Source organism: Pseudomonas sp. GW821-FHT07B01, assembly GCF_059419065.1.
Genome location: NZ_JBWKRA010000001.1, coordinates 82573 through 106774, shown reverse-complemented (window position 1 = coordinate 106774; position 24202 = coordinate 82573). Strand labels below are relative to the sequence as shown.

The window sequence follows — 24202 nt, the reverse complement described above, 5'->3', positions numbered from 1 at the left end:
CTTGCCGGCCTCGATCGGGCACCATTTGTGCCACCGCGTTAACCGCCTACCCCAGCCAGCCTGGGCGAGGGACGGACGCCACTGCATTATTTCGCAACTTAAACTTCCAATGGGTCCTAAAACGACATGGCAAACCCGGACGCCCTGAATCAGCAGCGAGCTTCAAATCGCCTGCTGCAACCGACCGTCAAATCCCATCTGGCGTACACGCTGCTCTGCGCATTGGTCATGATGGTGATGTTTTCCCTGCTGCGCCTGGCGTTGCTGGTCTACAACCGCGAGATGATCCTCGATACGCCGGCCTCGACGTTCCTTGAAGCGTTCGCCAACGGCCTGCGCCTGGACATTCGCCTGGTGATGTACCTGCTGATTCCGCTGCTGTTGGCGCTGTTCAGCGTGCGGGCCATGGCGGCGCGCGGGTTCTTCCGTTTGTGGCTGACCGTCGCGTCCAGCATCGCCTTGTTCCTGGGCTTGATGGAGATGGACTTCTACCGCGAATTCCACCAGCGCCTCAACGGCCTGGTCTTCCAGTATGTGAAGGAAGACCCGAAAACCGTGATGAGCATGCTCTGGTACGGTTTCCCGGTGGTGCGTTACCTGCTGGCCTGGGCCGTGGGCACGCTGATCCTGAGCATGGCCTTCAAGGGCGCTGACCGCGCAACGCGCCCACGGGGCCCGTTCAGCGGCGGCACTATCAGCACGCGCCAGGTGGCGCCATGGTACAGCCGCATCGCAGTGTTCATGGTTTGCCTGCTGGTCGCCGTGGTCGCCATCCGTGGCACCCTGCGCCAGGGGCCACCGCTGCGTTGGGGTGACGTCTACACCACCGATTCGAACTTCGCCAACCAGTTGGGCCTCAATGGCACCTTGTCGCTGATCGCGGCGGCCAAGGCGCGCTTTGGTGAAGACCGCGCCAACATCTGGAAGGCGACCCTGGAACAACCGCTGGCCACCCAGACCGTGCGTGACATGCTGGTGCTGCCGCAAGAGAAGCTGGTAGACACCGACACCGCTGCCGTGCGCCGTGACTTCACGCCACCGGCCGAGAAAACCCTGCCGATCAAGAACGTCGTGGTGATCCTGATGGAAAGCTTCGCTGGTCATTCGGTGGGCGCATTGGGACGTCCGGGCAATATCACCCCGTACTTCGACAAGTTGACCCACGAGGGCTTGCTGTTCGACCGCTTCTTCTCCAACGGCACCCACACCCACCAGGGTATGTTCGCCACCATGGCCTGCTTCCCGAACCTGCCGGGTTTCGAATACCTGATGCAGACTCCGGAAGGCAGCCACAAGCTGTCGGGCCTGCCGCAGTTGCTCAGTGCGCGTGATTTCGACGATGTGTATGTCTACAACGGCGATTTCGCCTGGGACAACCAGTCGGGCTTCTTCAGCAACCAGGGCATGACCAACTTCATCGGCCGCAATGACTTCGTCGACCCGGTGTTCTCCGACCCTACATGGGGCGTGTCCGACCAGGACATGTTCAACCGTGGCCTGGAAGAACTGAAGGCGCGCGAAGGCGGCAAGCCGTTCTACGCACTGCTGCAAACCCTGTCCAACCACACGCCGTACGCATTGCCGACCCCATTGCCGGTTGAGAAGGTCACAGACCGTGGCAGCCTCAACGAGCATTTGACGGCCATGCGTTACTCCGACTGGGCCTTGGGCCAGTTCTTTGAAAAGGCCCGCAAAGAGCCGTACTTCAAGGAAACCCTGTTTGTGATCGTCGGTGACCACGGCTTTGGCAATGAGCAGCAGATCACCGAGATGGACCTGGGTCGCTTCAACGTGCCGATGCTGATGATTGCACCGGGCATGCGCGAGAAGTTCGGTGAGCGTGACCACACTGTGGGCACCCAGATCGACATCGTGCCGACCATCATGGGCCGCCTGGGCGGCGATACCTTGCACCAGTGCTGGGGCCGCGACCTGCTGAACCTGCCCGAAGGTGACAAGGGTTTCGGCGTGATCAAGCCATCGGGCAGCGACCAGACCGTGGCCTTGCTCACCGGCGACCGCGTACTGGTATTGCCCAAGGAAATGCCACCCAAGTTGTGGGAATACACACTGGGCGCCGAGCCGACTGGCAAGGTGATTCCGGAGTCGCCGGACGAAGCTGTGCTCAAGCAGAAGCTCGAGTCGTTCCTGCAGACCGCGACCAAGAGCCTGCTGGATAACACCGCAGGTGTGGTAGATGGCAAACCGGACTAACTGACCGACAATAAAAAAGAGGCCTTCTAGAAGGCCTCTTTTTTTGCTTCTCAATTGTAGGAGCGCTTGCTCGCTCCGATAAAAAGCGTAGCGCGGTGTTTATATCTTGCCGAGCAACAACAGCACCAGCAGAACAACCAGTACCACACCCAGGATACCCGACGGTCCATAACCCCAGTTACGCGAGTGCGGGAACACCGGCAGACCACCGACCAGCAGCAGGATCAGGATAATAATCAGAATGAGGCTCATGGTTTTATTCCTTATAGGTTCTTTGCAAAAACCGGCTGTTTAACCGTTGGTTCGTCCATGTACAGTGGGACGCCTTACTCATTCCGACTCTGCCACTTCGTAAAAAATTCATTGTTTTTATAAAACATTTTGATGGGTCGCTTATTTCTTTTAACGCGTGCGCAACTTGAACTAATCAGTTGAAAAAAATTGAACTTAGTCTATGGCACGCTTGCGACCGAGCCCACGGTTTGCCCGGGGCATTCATCACCCTGATGGTGCGTGGGTAGAGCAAAGACCTTCGCTACACTGCCGGTCACTTCTTTCGTGAACCACAAGGCTACTTCCTATGCAAAACCGCATGATGATCACTGGCGCCGGGTCTGGCCTGGGTCGCGAAATCGCTCTGCGCTGGGCCCGTGAAGGCTGGCAGTTGGCGTTGTCTGATGTCAGCGAGCCCGGTTTGCAGGAAACCCTCAAGCAGGTTCGCGAAGCCGGGGGGGATGGCTTTACCCAGCGCTGCGACGTGCGTGACTACAGCCAGCTCACGGCCTTTGCCCAGGCCTGTGAGGTGAAGCTCGGGGGCATCGATGTGATCGTCAACAACGCCGGCGTGGCCTCGGGCGGGTTCTTCGCTGAACTGTCCCTGGAGGATTGGGACTGGCAGATCGCAATCAACCTGATGGGCGTCGTCAAAGGCTGCAAGGCGTTCCTGCCGCTGTTGGAAAAGAGCAAGGGGCGGATCATCAACATCGCGTCAATGGCAGCGCTGATGCAAGGCCCGGCCATGAGCAACTACAACGTGGCCAAGGCGGGCGTGGTGGCGTTGTCCGAGAGCCTGTTGGTGGAGCTCAAGCAACAGGAAGTGGGCGTGCATGTGGTGTGCCCGTCGTTTTTCCAGACCAACCTGCTCGACTCGTTCCGTGGGCCAACCCCAGCCATGAAGGCTCAAGTGGGCAAGTTGCTTGAGAGTTCGCCCATCTCGGCGGCGGATATTGCCGACTACATTTACCAGCGTGTGGCCGAAGGTGAATTCATGATCCTGCCCCACGAGCAAGGCCGCATGGCTTGGGCGTTGAAACAGAAAAATCCGCAGTTGCTGTATGACGAAATGACCCTGATGGCCGACAAGATGCGCGCCAAGGCGCAGGCTGTTAAGGCCTGATTTGGCTGGGGTCTGTCGGGCAAGTTACCTACCTGTGTAGGAGATGCCTGATTTGCCCGCAAGCCATTGTCGGTCCAGCGCGAAGGGGGCATGGTCGAGGTCCTGTTACTGGAAAAGGACTACCGCCATGCTGGTCTTAAGCCGTGCCATAGGCGAAGCCATCGCCATTGGCGATGACATCACCGTGCATATCCTTGACGTGAACGGTACTCATGTGAAGTTTGGCATCGAGGCGCCGATGGGCGTCAACGTGTACCGCTCCGAGGTGTACCGCAAGATTCTCAAAGGCGAGGGCCAGGCTACTCATCCCGTGCCGGTGCCCAACCCTTAGGCGCAGCTTTTCAGTCGAACAGATGCTTGGGCACATCGTGCTTGAGCATCAACTGGCATTGCTCGCTCTCGGGGTCGAAGACGATCAGCGCCTGGCCTTTGGTCAGCGCCTGGCGCACGCGCAGCACGCGGGTTTCCAGGGGCGTGTCGTCGCCATTGTCGGTGCCGTCGCGGGTGACGAAGTCTTCGATGAGGCGGGTCAGGGTGTCGACTTCAAGTGCATCGTAGGGAATCAGCATACAAGCCTCAGGTGTCAGGTCCCGGCGATGCTACTGTGCCGGGACTTTTGTTGCCAGTATTCACTCACCCCGCGTCAGGACTTCTGGCCGACCAGGCTGTCCACCGACGGCACGCGGGTGTCGCTCTCCATTTGCGTTTCATGCTCGATCTGATGACTGAACCGATCCAGTGAGCCCTGGGCCGGTTGCGCATCGCTGGCAAATACCGGCGGGCTGAGGATATAGGCGCCCAATAAGCGGCTCAGGGCGGCGAGGCTGTCGATATGGGTACGCTCGTAACCATGGGTGGCGTCACAACCGAAGGCCAGTAATGCAGTGCGAATGTCATGGCCGGCGGTGACCGCCGAGTGCGCATCGCTGAAGTAATAGCGGAACAGATCGCGGCGTACCGGCAGCTCGTTGTCCGACGCCAGGCGCAGCAAGTGGCGGGACAGGTGATAGTCATAGGGCCCGCCGGAGTCCTGCATGGCCACGCTCACCGCATGTTCGCTGGAATGCTGGCCGGGGGCGACCGGGGCGATATCGATGCCGACAAACTCACTCACATCCCAGGGCAGGGCGGCCGCTGCGCCACTGCCGGTTTCCTCGGTAATGGTGAACAGCGGGTGGCAGTCGATCAGCAAGGGTTCGCCACTGTCGACGATGGCCTTGAGCGCGGCGAGCAGGGCGGCGACGCCGGCCTTGTCGTCCAGGTGGCGAGCGCTGATATGCCCGCTCTCGGTGAACTCGGGCAGTGGGTCGAACGCCACGTAGTCACCCACACTGATGCCCAGGGAGTCGCAGTCGGCACGCGTGGCGCAGTAGGCGTCCAGGCGCAGCTCGACATGGTCCCAGCTCACCGGCATTTCATCCACGGCGGTGTTGAATGCGTGCCCGGAGGCCATCAGCGGTAATACGCTGCCGCGAATCACGCCGTTGTCGGTGAACAGGCTGACCCGGCTACCTTCGGCAAAGCGGCTCGACCAGCAGCCCACCGGCGCCAGGGTCAGGCGCCCGTTGTCCTTGATCGCACGCACGGCGGCGCCGATGGTGTCCAGGTGGGCGGAGACGGCGCGGTCAGGGCTGTTTTTCTGGCCCTTGAGGGTGGCGCGAATGGTGCCGCGCCGGGTCATTTCAAACGGAATGCCGAGCTCTTCCAGGCGTTCGGCGACGTAACGCACGATGGTGTCGGTAAAACCGGTGGGGCTGGGAATGGCAAGCATTTCCAGCAGCACTTTTTGCAGGTACGCGAGATCGGGTTCGGGAATGGTTCGGGTCATGGAAACTCCTGATGAGTTGAGGGCGATCGTTCCCACGCTCTGCGTGGGAACGCCTCAGGGACGCTTTGCGTCCGCTATGGTGACGCAGAGCGTCACAGGCTGCATTCCCACGCGGAGCGTGGGAACGATCGGTAGTCAGGTAGCTGGCTGACTGTGTGGAAACAACAAATCCACAAACTTCTCAGCCGTGGGTTGCGGTTCATGGTTGGCCAGGCCGGCCCGTTCGTTGGCTTCGATAAACACATACTCTGGCTGGTCGGCCGCAGGTACCATCAGGTCCAGGCCGACCATAGGGATATCCAGGGCACGGGCCGCACGCACGGCCGCGTCCACCAGCGTGGGGTGCAGGATCGCCGTGACATCTTCCAGGCAACCCCCGGTGTGCAGGTTGGCGGTGCGTCGCACGGCCAGTTGCACGCCACGGGGCAGGATGCTGTTGTAGTCGTAACCTGCGGCTTTGAGGGTGCGCTCGGTTTCTGCATCCAGCGGGATTTTGCTCTCGCCATCGGTGGCCGCCTGGCGACGACGGCTTTGCGCCTGGATCAACGCGCGAATTGAATGTTGGCCGTCGCCGATCACTTCGGCAGGGCGACGAATCGCAGCCGCGACCACTTCAAAACCGATCACCAGAATCCGCAGGTCCAGGCCTTCGTGGAAGCTTTCCAGCAACACGCGGCTGTCGAACTGGCGCGCCGCTTCGATCGCCTGCTGCACGTCTTCGATGCTGCGCAGATCCACTGCGACGCCATGGCCTTGCTCGCCATCCAGCGGCTTGACCACGATGCGCTGGTGTTCGTCGAGAAACTCCAGGTTGTCGTCGGCGCTGCCCGCCAACTGTTGCACCGGCACCTGCAGGCCCGCCGCCTTGAGCACCTTGTGGGTGAGGCTCTTGTCCTGGCACAGGGTCATGCTGATGGCGCTGGTCAGGTCGCTCAGGGACTCACGGCAACGCACGCGACGCCCGCCGTGGCTAAGGGTGAACAAACCCGCATCGGCGTCGTCCACGTGCACATCAATACCGCGTCGGTGGGCTTCTTCGACAATGATGCGCGCGTAAGGGTTGAACTCCGCCTGCGGCCCCGGGCCCAGAAACAGCGGTTGATTGATGCCGTTCTTGCGCTTGATTGCAAAGGTGGTCAACGCCCGAAAGCCCAGCTTGGCGTAAAGGCTCTTGGCCTGGCGGTTATCGTGCAGCACCGACAAGTCCAGGTAGCTCAAGCCTCGGCTCATGAAGTGCTCCACCAAGTGGCGCACCAACACTTCACCGACGCCAGGGCGGGTGCATTGAGGGTCGACGGCCAGACACCAGAGGCTGCATCCGTTCTCCGGGTCGTGGAAGGCCTTGTGATGATTGAGGCCCATCACGCTGCCAATCACCGCGCCGCTGTCTTCGTCTTCGGCCAGCCAGTACACCGGGCCGCCTTGATGACGTGGGGTGAGGCGTTCCGGGTCGACAGGCAGCATCCCGCGGCCCTGGTACAGGTGGTTGACCGCTTGCCAGTCGGCCTCGCTCTGCACCCGGCGAATACGAAAGCCGCGAAATACACGGGTGGCCGGGCGGTAGTCGGTGAACCACAGGCGCAGGGTGTCGGACGGGTCGAGGAACAGTTGCTGCGGGTCAATGCCCAGGATTTGCTGAGGCGCGGCCACGTACAGCGCGATATCACGCTCGCCGGGCTGCTCGTTGAGCAGTTCCTGGGCCAGGCTTGCCGGGTCGGGAAAGGTGTGGCCAATCAACAACCGGCCCCAGCCGCAATGCACGGCAATCGGGTCGGCGGCCAGTGCGCTGCCATCTTCGGCCAGGCGCGCTTGCAGGCGCTCGTAGGTCGGCGCCTGGCCCTTGAGTAAGCGTTGGCTGTAAGCCGCGGCATTCGGTTTCATGGATCAGATTCCTTGTTCGCTCAGCCACAGGTTCAGCGCCGCCAGCTGCCACAGCTTGGAGCCGCGCAGCGGGGTCAATTGGCCTTGCGGGTCGGTGAGCAAGCGGTCGAGCATGGCCGGGTTGAACAGCCCGCGGTCCTGGCTCGGGTCCAGCAGCAACTCGCGCACCCAATTCAAGGTATCGCCCTGCAGGTGCTTGAGGCCGGGCACCGGGAAGTAGCCTTTCTTGCGGTCGATGACTTCGCTGGGGATCACCCGACGCGCCGCTTCCTTGAGCACCTGTTTGCCGCCGTCGGGCAGCTTGAACTGGGCCGGCACACGGGCCGACAGTTCTACCAGGCGGTAGTCGAGGAACGGTGTGCGCGCTTCCAGGCCCCAGGCCATGGTCATGTTGTCGACGCGTTTGACCGGGTCGTCCACCAGCATCACCGTGCTGTCCAGGCGCAGGGCCTTGTCCACCGCTGCGTCGGCGCCCGGCATTGCAAAGTGCTCGCGCACGAAATCGCCAGCAGCGTCGTTGGCGGTCAGCCATTGGGGCGCGACGGTCGCCGCGTAGTCGTCGTAGCTGCGGTCGAAAAACGCCTCGCGGTAGGCCGCGTACGGGTCGCTGGCACCGTCCACTTGCGGGTACCAGTGGTAACCGGCGAACAGTTCATCGGCGCCCTGGCCGCTCTGCACCACTTTGCAATGCTTGGCCACTTCCCGCGACAGCAGGTAGAAGGCGATGCAGTCATGGCTGACCATCGGCTCGCTCATGGCGCGGAAGGCGGCCGGCAGTTGCTCGATGATCTCGCTTTCGGCGATGCGCAGTTGGTGGTGATGGGTGCCGTAGTGTTTGGCGATCAGGTCTGAGTACTGGAACTCATCGCCACGTTCGCCGCCGGCGTCTTCAAAGCCGATGGAGAAGGTCGACAAATCCTCCACGCCCACTTCACGCAGCAGGCCGACGAGCATGCTCGAATCGACGCCGCCTGACAGCAGCACACCCACATCCACCGCCGCACGTTGGCGGATGGCCACGGCTTCGCGGGTGCTATCGAGCACGCGGTCGGTCCAGTCTTCCAGGGTCAGGTGTTTTTCGTCCTCATGGGGGCCGTAGGGCAGGGTCCACCAGGTTTTCTGTTCAGTCTTGCCGCTGGCGTCGATGCGCATCCAACTGGCGGGCGGCAGCTTTTCGATGCCGGCCAACAGCGTGCGCGGCGCGGGGACCACGGCGTGGAAATTCAGGTAGTGGTTGAGGGCGACCGGATCGAGGATCGGGTTGATATCCCCACCCTTGAGCAACGCTGGCAACGCCGAGGCGAAACGCAGGCGCTGGCCGGTGCGCGACAGGTACAAGGGCTTCACACCGAGACGGTCACGAGCGATGAACAGACGCTGGGCATCACGCTCCCAGATGGCGAAAGCGAACATGCCGTTGAGCTTGGGTAGCAGCGCTTCGCCCCAGGCGTGGTAGCCCTTGAGCAGCACTTCGGTGTCGCCACCGGAATAGAAAGCGTAACCCAGGGCTTCCAGCTCTTGGCGCAGCTCCGGGAAATTATAGATAGCGCCATTGAACGCCAGGGACAGCCCCAGATGGGCGTCGACCATCGGTTGGGCAGAGCCGTCCGACAGGTCCATGATCTTCAGGCGGCGGTGGCCCAGGGCAATCGGCCCTTGGGCATGAAAGCCCCAGGCGTCGGGGCCTCGGGGGGCGAGGTGGTGCGTGATGCGTTCTACGGCTGCCAGGTCGGCAGGTTGATGATCAAAGCGTAACTCGCCAGCTAGTCCACACATAAATTCCTTACCGGTTTTTCCGTTGGGGAGGGGTCAATACTCAATACGCCCAAAAGGGCGCGTACCCAGAAACTGACCCAGTGCTATGCGTGGAGTTTTAGACCGATAAGTTATAAGGCAGATAGCCGCCTTGCCTTTAATCCGGCTTTTTTTGTGCAGCGCCCTGGCCTCGCACCAACGCGCGCAGGGCAAATCGATTGGGGTGGCAAGCCTCGGCTACGCTGGTTGGCACTGGCAGGGGCTCATCACTCAGCCATGCAGCCAGCAGTTCGCCGCACAACGGCGCAGTGATCAGGCCACGCGAGCCATGGCCGCTGTTGAGAAACAGCCCCGGCAGCCACGGGCATGGCGTTTGCGGCACTTGCCGGGCGTCTTTGCCCAGTACCGCATAAGCCTGCTCAAACGCCGCATGGTCAGCCAGTGGCCCAACGATGGGCAGGTAGTCAGGGCTGGTACAACGAAACGCGGCACGGCCCTCCAGCTGTTCGGGTGTCAAGCGATCAGCACCCAGGCGTTGCAGCAGGTCGTTAGAAATCTCGCGCAGCATCTGCAGGTTGCCATGGTGTTCGGCGGGCGTGGGCGTGAGGTCTTGATTGTTGAAGTCGAAACTGGCACCCAGGGTGTGTTCGCCAAGCCGGGCCGGCGCGACGTAGCCTTCGGCACAGACCACCGTGGCCAGCGCTTTACTCGCGCAGGTTTGCGCCAGCCGAGTGATCTGCCCACGGATGCGCTTGAGCGGTATGTCTGCACTGAAGGGGAAACGCTTGATCTCCGCAGCCCCGGCGAGCACCACGACACCGGCGCTGGCCAGCACGCGGTCACCGGCGCGGGCTTGCCATTGGTCGTCGAGCCGGTGCAGTTCCAGTGCCTCGTGGTGGGTGAGCACTTCAATCAGTGGATGTTTGGCCTGCCACTGGCACAGCGCGGGCGGATGCACCCAACCGCCCTGTGGAAAAAACAACCCGCCGTGGGCCAGTTCGATTCCCGCCTTTTGCTGCGCCTGCTCGCGGTCCAGCAGATGCAGCAGGTCCGGAGCAAAGGCGTTGGCCAATTGAGCCTGACGCTGGATCTCTTTGGCGTCAAACGCCAGTTGCAACACGCCACAACCATCCCAATCGACACCTCGGTGCAAATGTTCCAGCAGGCGTCGGGTGTGGCCAAAACCGCTGACTATCAGCTGGGACAAGGCCGTGCCATGGGCCGAAAGCTTGAGGTACAACACACCCTGTGGGTTGCCCGACGCTTCCTGTGCCAAGCCGGCGTGGCGCTCCAGAAGGCTGACACGCCAACCCCTGGCGGCCAGGCTGGCGGCGGTCGCGCACCCGGCCAGGCCACCGCCGATGACCAGGGCATGGCGTTCTCCCTCGATGGCGGGTGGCCGGGCGAACCAGGGTTTACGTGGGGCGGGCGCGGGTAAGTCGGCGGGCCAACCGACAAACTCCCCACGCAGGATCTCCCACTTATGGCCAATGCCTGGCGTGCGTTTCATCTTGAACCCGGCGGCATTGATCAACCGCCTTACCCAGCCGGTGCTGGTGAAGGTGCTGATGGTCGAGCCCGGTGCCGCCAGGCGCGCCAGTTGGGCGAACAGCTCGGCGGTCCACATGTCGGGGTTTTTCGCCGGGGCGAACCCGTCGAGAAACCATGCATCGACCTGGGCGTCCAGTTGCGGCAATTGTTCCAGCGCATCGCCGATCAACAGGGTCAGGGTCACGCGGCCGTTGTCCAGTACCAGGCGTTGGAAACCCTGGTGGATGGCAATGTATTGCGCCAGCAGTTGCTCGGCCAAGGGTTGCAGTTCGGGCCAGAGGGCGAGGGCGCGTTGCAGGTCGGCATGGCTGAGGGGGTACTTTTCCACGCTGACGAAGTGCAGCCGCGCACCGGCGACTGCGTGCTGTTCGAACAACTGCCAGGCACAGAGGAAGTTCAAGCCGGTGCCGAAGCCAGTTTCACCGATCACCAGGCGCCCACCTGCGGGCAAGGCGGCGAAGCGTTCCTGCAAGCGGTTCTGCTCCAGGAACACGTAGCGGGTTTCTTCCAGGCCCGACTGGTCGGAGAAATACACGTCGTCGAATACCCGCGAATGCGGGCGGCCTTGGTCATCCCAGTCGAGCTGGGCGTGGGTGATGGGGTTCATGGCGGCTCATAAAATGAAAGCGGGCAAAGGCAAGGCGGCCATTCTAGCCGATCAACCGGCGTTGAATTGATCCATGGCAAGGCTGGGTTGTATTTCCTTGCGCGTGTCGGGGCCCAATCCGCTAGTCTTGAGCCATCTTGAAACGGAGCTGCCCATGTTCGAATCCGCCGAAATCGGTCACGCCATCGACAAAGACACCTACGACGCCGAAGTGCCGGCCTTGCGTGAAGCCTTGCTGGAAGTTCAGTACGAGCTGCAACAGCAGAAACGCTTCCCGGTGATCATCCTCATCAACGGCATCGAGGGGGCGGGCAAGGGTGAAACCGTCAAGCTGCTCAATGAATGGATGGACCCGCGCCTGATCGAAGTGCGCACCTTCGACCAGCAGACCGACGAAGAACTGGCGCGTCCACCGGCCTGGCGCTACTGGCGGCAACTGCCGGCCAAGGGCCGCATGGGCATTTTCTTCGGCAACTGGTACAGCCAGATGCTGCAAGGCCGCGTGCATGGGCAGATCAAGGATGCGCGCCTGGACCAGGCCATCGCCGGCGCCGAACGTCTGGAAAAGATGCTCTGCGATGAAGGTGCGCTGATCTTCAAGTTCTGGTTCCACCTGTCCAAAAAACAGATGAAGGCGCGCCTCAAGGCCCTGGCCGACGACCCGCTGCACAGCTGGCGCATCAGCCCATTGGACTGGCAGCAGTCCAAGACCTACGACAAGTTTGTGCATTTCGGTGAGCGTGTGCTGCGCCGCACCAGCCGCGATTACGCGCCGTGGCATGTGATCGAAGGCGTCGACCCCCATTACCGTGGGCTGACCGTGGGCAAGATCCTGCTGGATGGGCTGCAAAGTGCCCTGAAGCAGGCCAAGGTCAAGGCCAGCGGCATGAACCCGGCGCCGTTGCTTGCCTCGGTGGACCAAAAGAGCCTGCTCGACAGCCTCGACATGACCCTGCGCCTGGACAAGGATGATTACGAAGAACAACTGATTACCGAGCAGGCGCGCTTCTCTGGGCTGATGCGCGACAAACGTATGCGCAAGCACGCGTTGGTGAGTGTATTCGAGGGCAACGACGCGGCAGGCAAGGGCGGGGCGATCCGCCGTGTGGCGGCAGCACTGGACCCACGCCAGTACCACATCGTGCCGATTGCCGCGCCCAGCGAAGACGAACGGGCCCAGCCTTATCTATGGCGGTTCTGGCAGAAGATCCCGGCGCGCGGCATGTTCACCGTGTTTGACCGCTCCTGGTACGGTCGCGTGCTGGTGGAGCGCATCGAAGGCTTCTGTACCCCAGCGGACTGGATGCGCGCCTATGGCGAGATCAATGACTTCGAAGAGCAACTGCGCGATGCGGGGGTGATCGTGGTCAAGTTCTGGCTGGCCATCGACAAGGAGACGCAGCTGGAACGCTTCCAGGCCCGTGAAGAAATCCCCTTCAAGCGCTTCAAGATTACTGAAGACGACTGGCGCAATCGCGACAAGTGGGACGACTACCGCGCGGCGGTGGGCGATATGGTTGACCGCACCAGCACCGAGGTGGCGCCTTGGACCCTGGTAGAAGCCAATGACAAGCGCTGGGCGCGGGTCAAGGTGCTGCGCACCATCAACCGTGCGCTGGAAGAGGCGTTTGATAAAAGCGATAAGCACGACAAGAAGAAAAAGAAATAGCCCATGCTTTTGCATCCACGCAGTGAATGATCATCGCGGTCGGCCAGGCCTGGATCTATCCTCGATCAACAACCACAAGATCGAGGTAGCCCATGCGTGAAGTAGTGATCGTCGACAGCGTGCGAACCGGCCTGGCCAAATCCTTTCGCGGCAAGTTCAACCAGACCCGCCCCGATGACATGGCGGCCCATTGTGTCAATGCGCTGCTGGCCCGCAACGGTATCGACCCTGCGACGGTAGAAGACTGCATCGTCGGTGCCGGCTCCAACGAAGGCGCCCAGGGCTATAACATCGGGCGTAACGTGGCGGTGCTCTCGCAACTGGGCACCGGTACGGCGGGCATGACCCTCAACCGTTTCTGTTCGTCGGGCTTGCAGGCGATTGCCATTGCCGCCAACCAGATCGCTTCGGGCTGCAGCGACATCATTGTTGCCGGTGGCGTGGAGTCCATCAGCCTGACCATGAAGAGCGTCAACACCGATAACCTGATCAACCCGCTGCTTAAGGAATAGGTGCCGGGCATTTACTTCCCCATGGGCCAGACCGCCGAAATCGTTGCGCGCCGCTATCACGTCAGCCGCGAAGACCAGGATCTTTACGCGCTGCAAAGCCAGCAGCGCACCGCCCAGGCCCAGGCTGATGGCTTGTTCAACGATGAAATCGTGCCGATGGCGGTCAAGTACAAGGTCGAGGACAAGAACACTGGCGCGGTGCAGATCCTGGATGGCGTGGTAGACCGTGACGACTGCAACCGCCCGGACACCACCCTGGCCAGCCTCAGCGGCCTGAAGCCGGTATTTGCCGAGGATGGCTCGGTAACGGCAGGTAACTCCTCGCAGCTCTCCGACGGTGCGTCGATGACCCTGGTGATGAGCCTGGAAAAAGCCTTGGCACTGGGGCTCAAGCCCAAGGCGTTCTTCCGTGGCTTTACCGTGGCCGGTTGCGAGCCGGATGAAATGGGCATTGGCCCGGTGTTCTCGGTGCCCAAGTTGCTCAAGGCCAAGGGTTTGCAGGTGGCGGACATCGACGTGTGGGAACTCAATGAGGCCTTTGCTTCCCAGTGCCTTTACGCACGCAATCGCCTGGAGATCGATAATGCCAAATACAATGTCAACGGCGGCTCGATTTCCATCGGCCACCCGTTCGGCATGACCGGCTCGCGGCAGGTGGGGCACCTGGTGCGCGAGCTGCAACGGCGCAACCTGCGTTACGGGATTGTCACCATGTGCGTGGGGGGTGGGATGGGCGCCACCGGACTCTTCGAAGCCGTACGCTGATTGCGGTTGGAACAGCGCCAGTGTGGGAGGGCTAATGTGGGAGCTGGCTTGCCTGCGATGACGGCCTACTAGCCGATACTTCTCTCCCTGACACCCCACAACCCAACTGTGGTAGCGGGCCTGCTCGCGAAGGCGGCCTGGCAGGCGACACTGTAATAGCGAGTACATATCCATTTCTGCGGTAACGGCCACCTAGGGTTCCGCCTGACGGCGGGTCACTTTGGAAAAGCCCCAAAGTAACCAAAGGGCTCTTGCCCCACCACTCGGCACCTCGCCTAGGCTCGGTGTGCCCGAACGCAGGCTTGAATCCGTGGGCCGCCGCCACGCGCCATCCATGGCGCGGGGCGGCTAACCCGGCGTCCTGCCGGGTTACCCACGAATTCAAACCTGCGTTCGGCCAGCGTGGTTTAACGGGGCGCTTAAGATCAAAATCAAAAGCAGATCAAGACCCAGATCAAGAGCGGCTCGCTTCGCATCGTGGTTACCGTTGGCTGCAACAACCTATGAAATTTATATAGATGCCTATGGCCATTGCTTGCAAGCCAGCTCCCCCATTCAAGACTGTGACGTATCCGAACTCAGTGACTTGCCCCTAGAATGCCTGCTCCACTTCCTCTGGCATCTGGGGCACTCATGCACATCTCTTCCGGCCGCTGGGTCTACGGTTTTTTCCTGACCCTGCTGACCGCGTTTCTGTGGGGCATTCTTCCGATCAAGCTCAAGCAAGTGTTGCAGGTGATGGATCCGATCACTGTGACTTGGTTTCGCCTCATGGTAGCGGGCACGTGCCTGTTCGTTTACCTGGCCGCCACCAAACGCCTGCCCAGCCGCAAAGTGCTTGGCCCCAAGGGTGGGTGGCTGGTGGGCATGGCGGTGTGTGGCCTGGTGGGCAACTACGTGTTGTACCTGGTTGGGCTGAAAATGCTCAGCCCGGGCACGGCGCAGTTGGTGGTGCAGATGGGCCCGATCTTTCTGATGGTAGCCAGTGTGTTTGTGTTCAAGGAGCGCTTCAGCCTGGGGCAGGGGGTGGGGCTGATGGTGCTGATCGCAGGCTTTGGCTTGTTCTTCAATCAACGTCTGGTGGAATTGCTGACGTCCATGGGCACCTACACCGCCGGTGTGCTGACGATCCTGCTCGCCACCACCATCTGGGTGTTCTATGCACTGGGTCAGAAGCAGTTGCTGACGGTGTGGAATTCGCTGCAGGTGATGATGGTGATCTATCTGTCGTGCGCGCTGTTGCTCACCCCTTGGGCACATCCGCTGGAGGCGTTGCAGTTGAGCCCGCTGCAAGGCTGGCTGCTGCTGGCGTGCTGCATGAATACGCTGGTGGCCTACGGCGCATTTGCCGAAGCCCTGGCGCATTGGGAAGCTTCGCGGGTCAGTGCAACCCTGGCGTTGACGCCCCTGGTGACCTTCGTAGCCGTGGCGGTAGCGGCGTGGCTGTGGCCGGACTATGTGCAAGCCGAAGAGATCAATGCCTTGGGGTATGTGGGGGCTTTGGTGGTGGTGACTGGCTCGGCGATGGTGGCGCTGGCGCCTTCGCTGCTCGCCGGGCTCAGGGCCCGGCGGCTGCGGATGTCGGTTTAAGCGCCGAGCATGTTTTCCGGGCGCACCCATTGGTCAAACTCGGCATCGGTGAGGTAGCCCAGCTCAAGTGCAGCCTCACGCAGTGTCAGCCCTTCGGCGTAAGCCTTCTTGGCGATTTCGGCTGACTTGTCGTAGCCGATATGCGGGTTGAGGGCGGTGACCAGCATCAGCCCGCGTTCCAGGTGCTGGGCCATTTGCTCGGCGTCGGGTTCAAGACCGGCAATGCAATGCTCCTGAAAGTTGTTGCAGCCATCGGCCAGCAGGCGAATCGACTCCAGCAGGTTGTGGATGATCACCGGTTTGTACACGTTCAACTGCAAGTGCCCTTGGCTGGCGGCCATGCCGATGGTCACGTCGTTGCCCAGTACCTGGCAGGCCAGCATCGACAGCGCTTCGCACTGGGTCGGATTGACCTTGCCGGGCATGATCGAACTGCCCGGTTCGTTGGCCGGCAACTTGACTTCGGCCAGCCCGGCGCGAGGGCCCGAACCCAGCAGGCGCAGGTCGTTGGCGATTTTCATCAGCGCCACGGCCAGGGTTTTCAGCGCGCCGTGCAGGGTCACCAGCGGCTCATGGCCGGAGAGGGCGGCGAATTTGTTCGGCGCGGTCACAAAAGGTAAACCCGACAACGCGGCCAGCTCGGAAGCAATCGCCTCGCCAAAGCCATGGGGGGCATTGAGGCCGGTGCCGACGGCGGTGCCGCCCTGGGCCAGCTCGCACACCGCGGGCAGGGCGCTGCGGATCGCACGCTCGGCGTAATCGAGCTGGGCGATAAACGCCGAAAGTTCCTGGCCGAAGGTGATCGGCGTGGCATCCATCATGTGGGTACGGCCGGTCTTGACCAGCTTCATATGCCGCGCGGCCAATTCTGCCAGTCCACCGGACAAGGTGGCGATTGCCGGCAACAGTTGCTTGTTCACCGCTTGCACCGCAGCAATGCTCATGGCGGTAGGGAAGCAGTCGTTGGAACTCTGGGAACGGTTGACGTGATCGTTGGGGTGCACCGGGCTTTTGCCGCCGCGGTTGTTGCCGGCCAGTTCGTTGGCGCGGCCAGCGATCACTTCGTTGGCGTTCATGTTGCTCTGGGTGCCACTGCCGGTCTGCCAGACCACCAGCGGGAACTGGTCGTCATGCTGGCCGTCCAGGACTTCGTCGGCAGCCTGCTCGATCAGGCGGGCAATATCGGCAGGCAGGTCGCCGTTGCGGTCGTTGACCCGCGCCGCAGCCTTCTTGATCAGGGCCAGGGCATGCAATACCGCCAGCGGCATGCGCTGCTCGCCAATCGCGAAATTGACCAGCGAACGTTGGGTTTGCGCGCCCCAATAGGCGTCATCAGGGACCTGTACTTCCCCCAGGCTGTCGGTTTCGATACGGCTCATCGGTCACCCTCCTTATGCAGTCGTGATTGGTCAGTTTAGGCCCTGGCGGCCAGCGTGGGTTCCCTAAAAGCGCATTTGTGCCATCGCGCCCCGTGAAACCGGGGCTTGCCAAGGAGTGGGGTTGAGCCGCGAGGTTTTTTAGGCGCAGAATGGTCGCCCTTGGGGTCTTACCTCGCCTGCTAGAAAAGGAAACTCGATGACTCGTCTTCGTGCCATCTGTACCGCGGTTGCTCTGGTTTGCGCCAGCGGCCAGGTTCTTGCCGATACCGCCAGCCACAACGCCAGTGCCGAAGCCTTCCTTACCCTGGCCCATGCTGACAAGCTGGGGACCCCGGTGTACATGCAAGTGCAGCAAATGTTCGCCCAGCGTTTCGAACAGACCAAGGCGCCTGCCGCCAAGCAGTCCGTACTGGACAGCTACCAGGCCAAGGCCAACGCCGCTCTGGACCAGGCCATCGGCTGGCCGAAGCTCAAGCCCGACATGGTCAAGCTCTACACCACCAACTTCAGCGAATCCGAGCTCAAGGACCTGGTAGCGTTCTACCAGTCGCCACTTGGCAAGAAAGTCCTGGAAAAAATGCCGCAGCTGACCCAGCAATCGGCCCAGATGACCCAGGCCAAGCTGGAAAGCGCCGTACCGGTGGTGAACAAGCTGTTGGAAGACATGACCAACGAGCTGGCGCCAAAAGCCGCCGCACCGGCCAAGAAGAAGTAAGCAGGAATGACCATGCAACAGCGTATCGAAACGGCCCTTGCCGCCCTGGCCCCGGAACATTTGAGCGTGCTGGATGAAAGCCACATGCACAGCCGTGGGTTGCAGACCCACTTCAAGGCCGTGCTGGTCAGCCAGCAATTCGAGGGGCTCAACCGCGTCAAGCGCCATCAGAAGGTCTACGCCACCCTGGGTGATCTGATGAGCGAGTTCCATGCGCTGGCGCTGCATACCTATACGCCTGACGAGTGGGCGACAATCGGCGCAGCCCCGGCCTCGCCGACGTGCGCCGGCGGACATTGACGGGGTAACCCTGATAGAATCCGCAACGCGCCGCTTAGCCGGCGCGTTTTTTTTGCATCCGGTTCACCCCTTACGAGGGTAGCCACCTGGAGAGAACACCCATGACTCAACCGATTGTCGTGGCGGCACTGTACAAGTTCGTCACCCTCGAAGATTACGTCGCCCTGCGCGAGCCCCTGTTGCAGGCGATGGTCGATAACGGCATCAAAGGCACCTTGCTGATCGCCGAAGAAGGCATCAACGGCACCGTTTCCGGCAGCCGCGAAGGCATTGATGGCCTGATGGCCTGGCTCAAGAAAGACCCACGCATGGTCGACATCGACCACAAAGAGTCTTACTGCGACGACCAGCCGTTCTACCGCACCAAGGTCAAACTCAAGAAAGAGATCGTGACCCTGGGTGTCGAAGGCGTGGACCCGAACAAAAAGGTGGGTACCTACGTCGACCCGCAGGATTGGAACGCGCTGATCAGCGACCCGGAAGTGTTGTTGATCGACACCCGTAACGACTACGAAGTGTCCATCGGCACCTTTGAAGGCGCAATCGACCCGAAAACCACCAGTTTTCGCGAATTTCCCGACTACATCAAAGCCAACTTCGACCCGGCCAAGCACAAGAAGGTCGCCATGTTCTGCACTGGCGGCATTCGCTGTGAGAAGGCGTCGAGCTACATGCTCAGCGAAGGCTTCGATGAGGTCTACCACCTCAAGGGCGGTATCCTGAAGTACCTCGAAGAGGTGCCCCAGGAAGAAACCAAATGGCAGGGCGACTGCTTTGTGTTCGACAATCGCGTGACCGTGCGCCACGACTTGAGCGAAGGCGACTACGATCAATGTCATGCCTGCCGCACACCCGTGAGCGTAGAAGACCGCGCCTCCGAGCATTACGTGGCGGGCATCAGTTGCCCCCATTGCTGGGATAAGCTGCCGGAGAAGACCCGTCGCAGTGCGATCGACCGCCAGAAGCAGATCGAACTGGCCAAGGCCCGCAACATGCCGCACCCGATTGGTTACAACTACAAGCAAACCCCTTCCGAGGCCTGAGCCATGTCTGCGCGCCTGCTCTATGTAATGGACCCGATGTGTTCCTGGTGCTGGGGCTTTGCCCCGGTGGCACAAGCGCTGGTGGAGCAGGCCCAGGCGGCCGGCGTGGACGTGCACCTGGTGGTGGGCGGCTTGCGCACCGGCAGCGGCGCGGCGCTGGAGCCGACTACCCGGCGCTACATCCTTGAACACTGGCAGGCCGTCACCGACGCCACCGGCCAGCCGTTCAAGCGAGAAGGCGCATTGCCCGACGGGTTTGTCTACGACACGGAGCCGGCATGCCGCGCTATCGTCACCGCACGCAGCCTGGCGCCGGATTGCGCCTGGAAGCTGCTGGGGCTGATCCAGCGTGCGTTCTATGTCGAAGGCCGGGACGTGACGCTCGCCCCTGTGCTGGTGGAGCTGGCCGAACAGGCCGGTATTCCACGTATCGAGTTTGCCGGCGAGTTCGACCGTGCCGATCAGCACGCGGCCACGGCGGCCGATTTCACTTGGGTGCAGGACCTGGGCATTGCCGGGTTCCCGACCCTGCTGGCCGAGCGCAACGGCCAGTTGGCCTTGCTGACCAATGGTTACCAGCCGCTGTCCGAGCTGTCGCCGTTACTGGGTCGATGGCTGGAGCGAGCTGCCTGTGTATGAACAGCCTCCACGCACCGACCGCCTGACCTGGGCAGAAATTCGCCGCCTGGCCCTGCGTCACAAAAAATCCCTGTGGGTCGCCAACGGTGTCGCCGTGCTCGCCACCCTGTGCAGCGTGCCTATCCCGCTGTTGTTGCCGTTGCTGGTGGACGAAGTGCTACTGGGCCATGGCGATGCCGCCCTCAAGGTGATGAACCACGCGCTGCCCCTGGGTTGGCAAAAAGCCGCAGGCTATATCGGCCTTATGCTCTTGGTCACTCTGGCCCTGCGCTGCGGCGCGCTGGTGTTCAACGTGGTGCAGGCGCGGCTGTTTGCGCGCTTGGCCAAGGACATCGTGTACCGCATCCGCGTGCGTCTGATTGAGCGTCTCAAGCGTATCTCCCTGGGTGAGTACGAAAGCCTGGGCAGCGGTACGGTCACCACCCACTTGGTGACCGACCTGGACACCCTGGACAAATTCGTCGGCGAAACCCTCAGCCGCTTCCTGGTGGCGATGCTGACCCTGGTCGGCACCTCGGCGATCCTGGTGTGGATGCATTGGCAGCTGGCGTTGTTGATCCTGTTGTTCAACCCGTTGGTGATCTACGCCACGGTGCAATTGGGCAAGCGCGTCAAGCACCTCAAGAAGTTGGAAAACGACAGTACTTCACGCTTTACCCAGGCGCTGACCGAAACCCTCGATGCCATCCAGGAAGTACGTGCCGGCAACCGCCAGGGCTTTTTCCTCGGGCGGCTGGGCCAGCGTGCCCAGGAAGTGCGTGACTACGCCATTCATTCCCAATGGAAAACCGACGCGTCGAGCCGCGCCAGTGGCTTGCTGTTCCAGTTTGGTATCGACATCTTCCGCGCCGCGGCCATGCTCACCGTGCTGTTTTCCGACCTGTCCATCGGCCAGATGCTCGCAGTGTTCAGTTACCTGTGGTTCATGATTGGCCCGGTGGAACAACTGCTGAACCTGCAATACGCCTATTACGCGGCGGGCGGCGCGCTGTCGCGCATCAACGAGCTGCTGGCGCGTGCCGATGAGCCGCAATACCCAGGCGGCGCAGACCCGTTCAGCGGGCGCGAGACGGTCGGCATCGAAGTGCGTGGCCTCGACTTCGGCTACGGCGAAGAGCTGGTACTCAACCAGTTGAACCTGGCCATCGCACCGGGTGAAAAGGTGGCAATTGTCGGCGCCAGTGGCGGCGGTAAAAGCACCCTGGTGCAACTGTTGCTGGGGCTCTACACGCCGCAGGCCGGCAGCATTCGCTTTGGCACTGCCACCCAGCAGGAGATTGGCCTGGAGACCATCCGCGAGAACGTCGCGGTGGTGCTGCAACACCCTGCGCTGTTCAACGATACCGTGCGCGCCAACCTGACCATGGGCCGCACCCGCACCGATCAAGCCTGCTGGCAGGCGCTGGAAATCGCCCAACTGGATGCTACTGTCAAGGCATTGCCCTTGGGCCTGGACAGCGTGGTCGGGCGTTCGGGCGTGCGCTTTTCCGGTGGCCAGCGGCAACGCCTGGCGATTGCCCGCATGGTGCTCGCCGAGCCTAAAGTGGTGATTCTGGACGAGGCCACGTCTGCATTGGATGCGGCGACCGAGTACAACCTGCACCAGGCACTGGCGCGGTTTCTCAGCGGGCGTACTACACTGATCATCGCCCACCGGCTGTCTGCGGTGAAGCAGGCTGACCGAGTGCTGGTGTTCGATGGCGGGCACATTGCCGAGGATGGCGACCATCAGCAGTTGATTGCCGATGGTGGGTTGTACGCCAAACTGTACGGACACTTGCAACAAGTACGTTGATTTAGCTTAGGCTGTGCTATCGGGAGCGGATTTTCGCGTGCGTATTAAGCTGTGCATGTGTAAGGGACTTCATGAAGCAAAAGCGGACTCTCGGAACGCCACGCCTGTTGGGTATTGTCTGGCCCTTCATCGCCGTCGTGTTGTTCCAGGCATTGTTAGGCTGCGTCAGTCTCTACGTGCTTTCGGCAGTGCGGGGCTATGTGGCGGGTGAAAGCCTGTGGTCCAAGGGCCAGAAGGATGCCATCTACTACCTGACCCTCTACGCCGATAACCGCAACGACGCCACCTACCTCAAATACCAGCAGGCCATTGCCGTGCCCCAGGGTGGGCATGAATTGCGCATTGCCCTGGACCGTCCCAATCCAGACATGGAGGCCGCTCGCCTGGGTATTCTCAAGGGCGGCAACCATCCGGACGACGTTTCCAGCCTGATCTGGCTGTACCTCAACTTCCGCCATTTCAGCTACCTGGAAAAAGCCATTGAGCTGTGGACGGTGGGCGACGGCTATCTGCTGCAGTTGGATGAGCTGGCCCAGGAGATGCACGGCGCCATCACCTCCGGCTACGTCAGTAGTGACGATGTCCATAGTTGGAAGGCGCGCATCACGGCCATCAATGAAGGGGTGACGCCCGCCGCCAAGGCCTTCAGCGATGCCCTGGGCGAAGGTTCGCGGATGATCCTGCGCCTGTTGTTGATCACCAACCTGGCGACTGCCTTGGGCCTGATCGTGTTGGCGCTGCTGCGCACCCACAAGCTGCTGGCCCAGCGTCATGCCTTTGCCGATGCGCTGCAAGCGGAGAAGGAGCGGGCGCAGATCACGTTGGAGTCGATTGGCGACGGGGTGATTACCACCGATGTCGACGGGGCCATTGCCTATATGAACCCTGCCGCTGAAGCCTTGACCCACTGGCGCTCGGAGCAGGCCCAGGGCCTGCCGCTGGCGGCGTTGTTCAAGCTTTTGAATGAAAACGCCGAGCCCGACGGATTCACCCTGATTGAGCACATCGTCAAGGGCCAGTTCAGCGGCGGCAGCGAGCATTCCAAGCTGATCCAGCGCCTGGACGGCAGCACGGTCTCGGTCACCCTGGTGGGCGCGCCGATCCGCAGCGCCGGCAAGATCAGCGGTGCGGTCCTGGTGCTGCACGACATGACCCAGGAACGCCAGTACATCGCCAATCTTTCCTGGCAGGCCACCCATGACGCCTTGACCGGCCTGGCCAACCGTCGCGAGTTCGAGTTCCGCCTTGAACAGGTGCTGCAACAGGTCGCGCGCCAGCAAAGTGGGCGACATGCCTTGATGTTCCTCGACCTCGACCAGTTCAAGCTGGTCAATGACACCTGTGGCCACGCGGCAGGCGATGAATTGTTGCGTCACATCTGCGCGCTGTTGCAATCAGACTTGCGCGAAGGCGATACCCTGGCTCGGTTGGGCGGCGACGAGTTTGGCATCCTGCTGGAAAACTGCCCGGCGCCGGTGGCGGAAAAAATCGCCGAGAGCCTGCGCCATACCGTGCAGAGCTTGCACTTCGTGTGGAAGGGGCGGCCCTTCATGACCACTGTCAGCATCGGCCTGGTGCATATCTCGCAAACCCCGACCACCCTGGAAACCTCCCTGCGCGCCGCCGACATGGCGTGCTACATGGCCAAGGAAAAGGGGCGCAACCGGGTGCAGGTCTACCACGTCGACGACTCGGAATTATCTCTGCGGTTTGGCGAGATGGCCTGGGTACAGCGGCTGCATATCGCCCTTGAGGAAGATCGCTTTTGCCTCTACGCCCAGGAGATCGCGCCGTTGGGCCCTACCGACGCTGGCAATGGGCACATCGAAATTCTCCTGCGCCTGCATGACGAAGCGGGGCGGATCATTTTACCCAACAGTTTTATTCCGGCGGCCGAGCGTTACGGTTTGATGACGTCCCTGGACCGTTGGGTAGTGGAAAACGTATTCAAGATTATCGCCCGCTGCATGCATGAGCGTCCGGGCCGACCCATGGCCATGTGTGCGATTAATCTGTCAGGCATCACCATTGGCGATGATGACTTTTTGGGTTTTTTACGTCAGAAATTCGATAGTTACAGCATTCCACCGGAAATGATTTGTTTTGAAATAACTGAAACGAGCGCTATAGCCAATTTGGGCAGTGCGATTCGATTTATTAATGAACTCAAAGCGTTAGGGTGCCATTTTTCCCTGGATGACTTTTGCGCCGGAATGTCCTCATTCGCATATTTGAAACATTTACCTGTAGACTTCCTGAAGATCGATGGAAGTTTCGTAAAGGATATGCTGGACGACCCGATTAACCGCGCCATGGTCGAGGTGATCAACCACATCGGCCACGTCATGGGTAAGCGCACGATTGCCGAGTTTGTTGAAACACCCCAGATCGAACAGGCTTTACTTGAGATAGGTGTGGATTACGCTCAGGGCTACCTGATTGAACGCCCGCAATTGTTTACCTTTGATAGCCTGCAGTGCCGACCTGAGCGGCCGCAGCCTCTGTTATTCAAGGCGCCCGGCACTTTCCGCTGAAACATTTGCTGGTCTGTACAATCACACTT

The 24202-nt window shown here is 61.2% G+C and carries 18 protein-coding genes and 1 pseudogene; 12 read left to right on the top strand and 7 right to left on the bottom strand.

Annotated features, from left to right (window positions below):
• Window positions 1-126: 126 nt before the first annotated feature.
• Window positions 127-2214 carry an LTA synthase family protein gene (locus AC07S6_RS00530; RefSeq protein WP_034126149.1) on the top strand — a complete coding sequence of 696 codons (2088 nt, stop codon included), beginning with the start codon at window positions 127-129 and terminating at the stop codon, window positions 2212-2214.
• Between the two features lie 99 nt (window positions 2215-2313).
• On the opposite strand, the gene AC07S6_RS00525 is transcribed toward AC07S6_RS00530, so the two are convergent.
• Window positions 2314-2466, bottom strand: a complete 153-nt coding sequence (locus tag AC07S6_RS00525; RefSeq protein WP_003192767.1) for a DUF3309 family protein — start codon at window positions 2464-2466, stop codon at window positions 2314-2316.
• Between the two features lie 328 nt (window positions 2467-2794).
• On the opposite strand from AC07S6_RS00525, the gene AC07S6_RS00520 reads away from it, so the two are divergent.
• Complete coding sequence (locus AC07S6_RS00520; protein WP_014719268.1) at window positions 2795-3610, top strand: SDR family oxidoreductase; 816 nt, start codon at window positions 2795-2797, stop codon at window positions 3608-3610.
• A gap of 127 nt (window positions 3611-3737) precedes the next feature.
• Complete coding sequence (gene csrA, locus AC07S6_RS00515) at window positions 3738-3941, top strand: carbon storage regulator CsrA (RefSeq protein ID WP_072433735.1); 204 nt, start codon at window positions 3738-3740, stop codon at window positions 3939-3941.
• Window positions 3942-3951: 10 nt separating this feature from the next.
• Here csrA and AC07S6_RS00510 read toward each other — a convergent pair whose 3' ends face one another.
• From AC07S6_RS00510 to mnmC, 5 genes are all read right to left on the bottom strand, one after another.
• Window positions 3952-4179 carry a YheU family protein gene (locus AC07S6_RS00510; protein ID WP_003192759.1) on the bottom strand — a complete coding sequence of 76 codons (228 nt, stop codon included), beginning with the start codon at window positions 4177-4179 and terminating at the stop codon, window positions 3952-3954.
• A gap of 74 nt (window positions 4180-4253) precedes the next feature.
• On the bottom strand, window positions 4254-5438 hold the full coding sequence (locus tag AC07S6_RS00505; protein ID WP_137270657.1) for an osmoprotectant NAGGN system M42 family peptidase: 1185 nt from the start codon (window positions 5436-5438) through the stop codon (window positions 4254-4256).
• Window positions 5439-5573: 135 nt separating this feature from the next.
• Window positions 5574-7319, bottom strand: a complete 1746-nt coding sequence (gene ngg, locus AC07S6_RS00500; protein WP_032903734.1) for an N-acetylglutaminylglutamine synthetase — start codon at window positions 7317-7319, stop codon at window positions 5574-5576.
• 3 nt (window positions 7320-7322) lie between these two features.
• Window positions 7323-9095: an N-acetylglutaminylglutamine amidotransferase gene (locus AC07S6_RS00495; RefSeq protein WP_014719264.1), complete on the bottom strand. Its 1773-nt coding sequence runs from the start codon at window positions 9093-9095 to the stop codon at window positions 7323-7325.
• A gap of 136 nt (window positions 9096-9231) precedes the next feature.
• A complete protein-coding gene (gene mnmC, locus AC07S6_RS00490) occupies window positions 9232-11232 on the bottom strand; it encodes a bifunctional tRNA (5-methylaminomethyl-2-thiouridine)(34)-methyltransferase MnmC2/FAD-dependent 5-carboxymethylaminomethyl-2-thiouridine(34) oxidoreductase MnmC1 (RefSeq protein ID WP_495111490.1) in 2001 nt (666 codons plus the stop codon).
• 154 nt (window positions 11233-11386) lie between these two features.
• Between mnmC and pap the strand changes: the two genes are divergently transcribed.
• The 3 genes and pseudogenes from pap (at window position 11387) to AC07S6_RS00475 (ending at window position 15768) form a co-directional block, all read left to right on the top strand.
• Window positions 11387-12901 (top strand): polyphosphate:AMP phosphotransferase, encoded by a 1515-nt coding sequence (pap, locus tag AC07S6_RS00485; RefSeq protein ID WP_014719262.1) that lies wholly within the window; start codon window positions 11387-11389, stop codon window positions 12899-12901.
• 92 nt (window positions 12902-12993) lie between these two features.
• Window positions 12994-14178 (top strand): annotated as a pseudogene (locus AC07S6_RS00480) (thiolase family protein).
• A 633-nt stretch (window positions 14179-14811) separates the two neighbouring features.
• On the top strand, window positions 14812-15768 hold the full coding sequence (locus tag AC07S6_RS00475; RefSeq protein WP_072433741.1) for a DMT family transporter: 957 nt from the start codon (window positions 14812-14814) through the stop codon (window positions 15766-15768).
• Here the strand turns inward: AC07S6_RS00475 and AC07S6_RS00470 are convergent.
• Window positions 15765-17147: a class II fumarate hydratase gene (locus tag AC07S6_RS00470; RefSeq protein ID WP_014719259.1), complete on the bottom strand. Its 1383-nt coding sequence runs from the start codon at window positions 17145-17147 to the stop codon at window positions 15765-15767. The two genes, AC07S6_RS00475 and AC07S6_RS00470, sit on opposite strands and share 4 nt — an antisense overlap.
• A gap of 196 nt (window positions 17148-17343) precedes the next feature.
• Between AC07S6_RS00470 and AC07S6_RS00465 the strand changes: the two genes are divergently transcribed.
• The 6 genes from AC07S6_RS00465 (at window position 17344) to AC07S6_RS00440 (ending at window position 24173) form a co-directional block, all read left to right on the top strand.
• Window positions 17344-17862 carry a DUF2059 domain-containing protein gene (locus AC07S6_RS00465; protein WP_014719258.1) on the top strand — a complete coding sequence of 173 codons (519 nt, stop codon included), beginning with the start codon at window positions 17344-17346 and terminating at the stop codon, window positions 17860-17862.
• Window positions 17863-17868: 6 nt separating this feature from the next.
• A complete protein-coding gene (locus AC07S6_RS00460) occupies window positions 17869-18162 on the top strand; it encodes a BolA family protein (RefSeq protein WP_197880979.1) in 294 nt (97 codons plus the stop codon).
• Between the two features lie 101 nt (window positions 18163-18263).
• Complete coding sequence (trhO, locus tag AC07S6_RS00455; RefSeq protein WP_014719256.1) at window positions 18264-19205, top strand: oxygen-dependent tRNA uridine(34) hydroxylase TrhO; 942 nt, start codon at window positions 18264-18266, stop codon at window positions 19203-19205.
• Window positions 19206-19208: 3 nt separating this feature from the next.
• Window positions 19209-19844, top strand: a complete 636-nt coding sequence (locus AC07S6_RS00450; protein WP_032896046.1) for a DsbA family protein — start codon at window positions 19209-19211, stop codon at window positions 19842-19844.
• Complete coding sequence (locus tag AC07S6_RS00445) at window positions 19837-21639, top strand: ABC transporter ATP-binding protein (protein WP_019817586.1); 1803 nt, start codon at window positions 19837-19839, stop codon at window positions 21637-21639. Before AC07S6_RS00450 ends, AC07S6_RS00445 begins: the two co-directional genes overlap by 8 nt.
• A gap of 71 nt (window positions 21640-21710) precedes the next feature.
• Window positions 21711-24173, top strand: a complete 2463-nt coding sequence (locus AC07S6_RS00440; RefSeq protein ID WP_034126162.1) for an EAL domain-containing protein — start codon at window positions 21711-21713, stop codon at window positions 24171-24173.
• The last annotated feature ends 29 nt before the right edge of the window (window positions 24174-24202 follow it).

Coding starts and splice junctions, on each gene's coding strand:
- AC07S6_RS00530 (WP_034126149.1), top strand. CDS start 127: ATGGCAAACCCGGACGCCCTGAATCAGCAGCGAGCTTCAAATCGCCTG.
- AC07S6_RS00525 (WP_003192767.1), bottom strand. CDS start 2,466: ATGAGCCTCATTCTGATTATTATCCTGATCCTGCTGCTGGTCGGTGGT.
- AC07S6_RS00520 (WP_014719268.1), top strand. CDS start 2,795: ATGCAAAACCGCATGATGATCACTGGCGCCGGGTCTGGCCTGGGTCGC.
- csrA (WP_072433735.1), top strand. CDS start 3,738: ATGCTGGTCTTAAGCCGTGCCATAGGCGAAGCCATCGCCATTGGCGAT.
- AC07S6_RS00510 (WP_003192759.1), bottom strand. CDS start 4,179: ATGCTGATTCCCTACGATGCACTTGAAGTCGACACCCTGACCCGCCTC.
- AC07S6_RS00505 (WP_137270657.1), bottom strand. CDS start 5,438: ATGACCCGAACCATTCCCGAACCCGATCTCGCGTACCTGCAAAAAGTG.
- ngg (WP_032903734.1), bottom strand. CDS start 7,319: ATGAAACCGAATGCCGCGGCTTACAGCCAACGCTTACTCAAGGGCCAG.
- AC07S6_RS00495 (WP_014719264.1), bottom strand. CDS start 9,095: ATGTGTGGACTAGCTGGCGAGTTACGCTTTGATCATCAACCTGCCGAC.
- mnmC (WP_495111490.1), bottom strand. CDS start 11,232: ATGAACCCCATCACCCACGCCCAGCTCGACTGGGATGACCAAGGCCGC.
- pap (WP_014719262.1), top strand. CDS start 11,387: ATGTTCGAATCCGCCGAAATCGGTCACGCCATCGACAAAGACACCTAC.
- AC07S6_RS00475 (WP_072433741.1), top strand. CDS start 14,812: ATGCACATCTCTTCCGGCCGCTGGGTCTACGGTTTTTTCCTGACCCTG.
- AC07S6_RS00470 (WP_014719259.1), bottom strand. CDS start 17,147: ATGAGCCGTATCGAAACCGACAGCCTGGGGGAAGTACAGGTCCCTGAT.
- AC07S6_RS00465 (WP_014719258.1), top strand. CDS start 17,344: ATGACTCGTCTTCGTGCCATCTGTACCGCGGTTGCTCTGGTTTGCGCC.
- AC07S6_RS00460 (WP_197880979.1), top strand. CDS start 17,869: ATGACCATGCAACAGCGTATCGAAACGGCCCTTGCCGCCCTGGCCCCG.
- trhO (WP_014719256.1), top strand. CDS start 18,264: ATGACTCAACCGATTGTCGTGGCGGCACTGTACAAGTTCGTCACCCTC.
- AC07S6_RS00450 (WP_032896046.1), top strand. CDS start 19,209: ATGTCTGCGCGCCTGCTCTATGTAATGGACCCGATGTGTTCCTGGTGC.
- AC07S6_RS00440 (WP_034126162.1), top strand. CDS start 21,711: ATGAAGCAAAAGCGGACTCTCGGAACGCCACGCCTGTTGGGTATTGTC.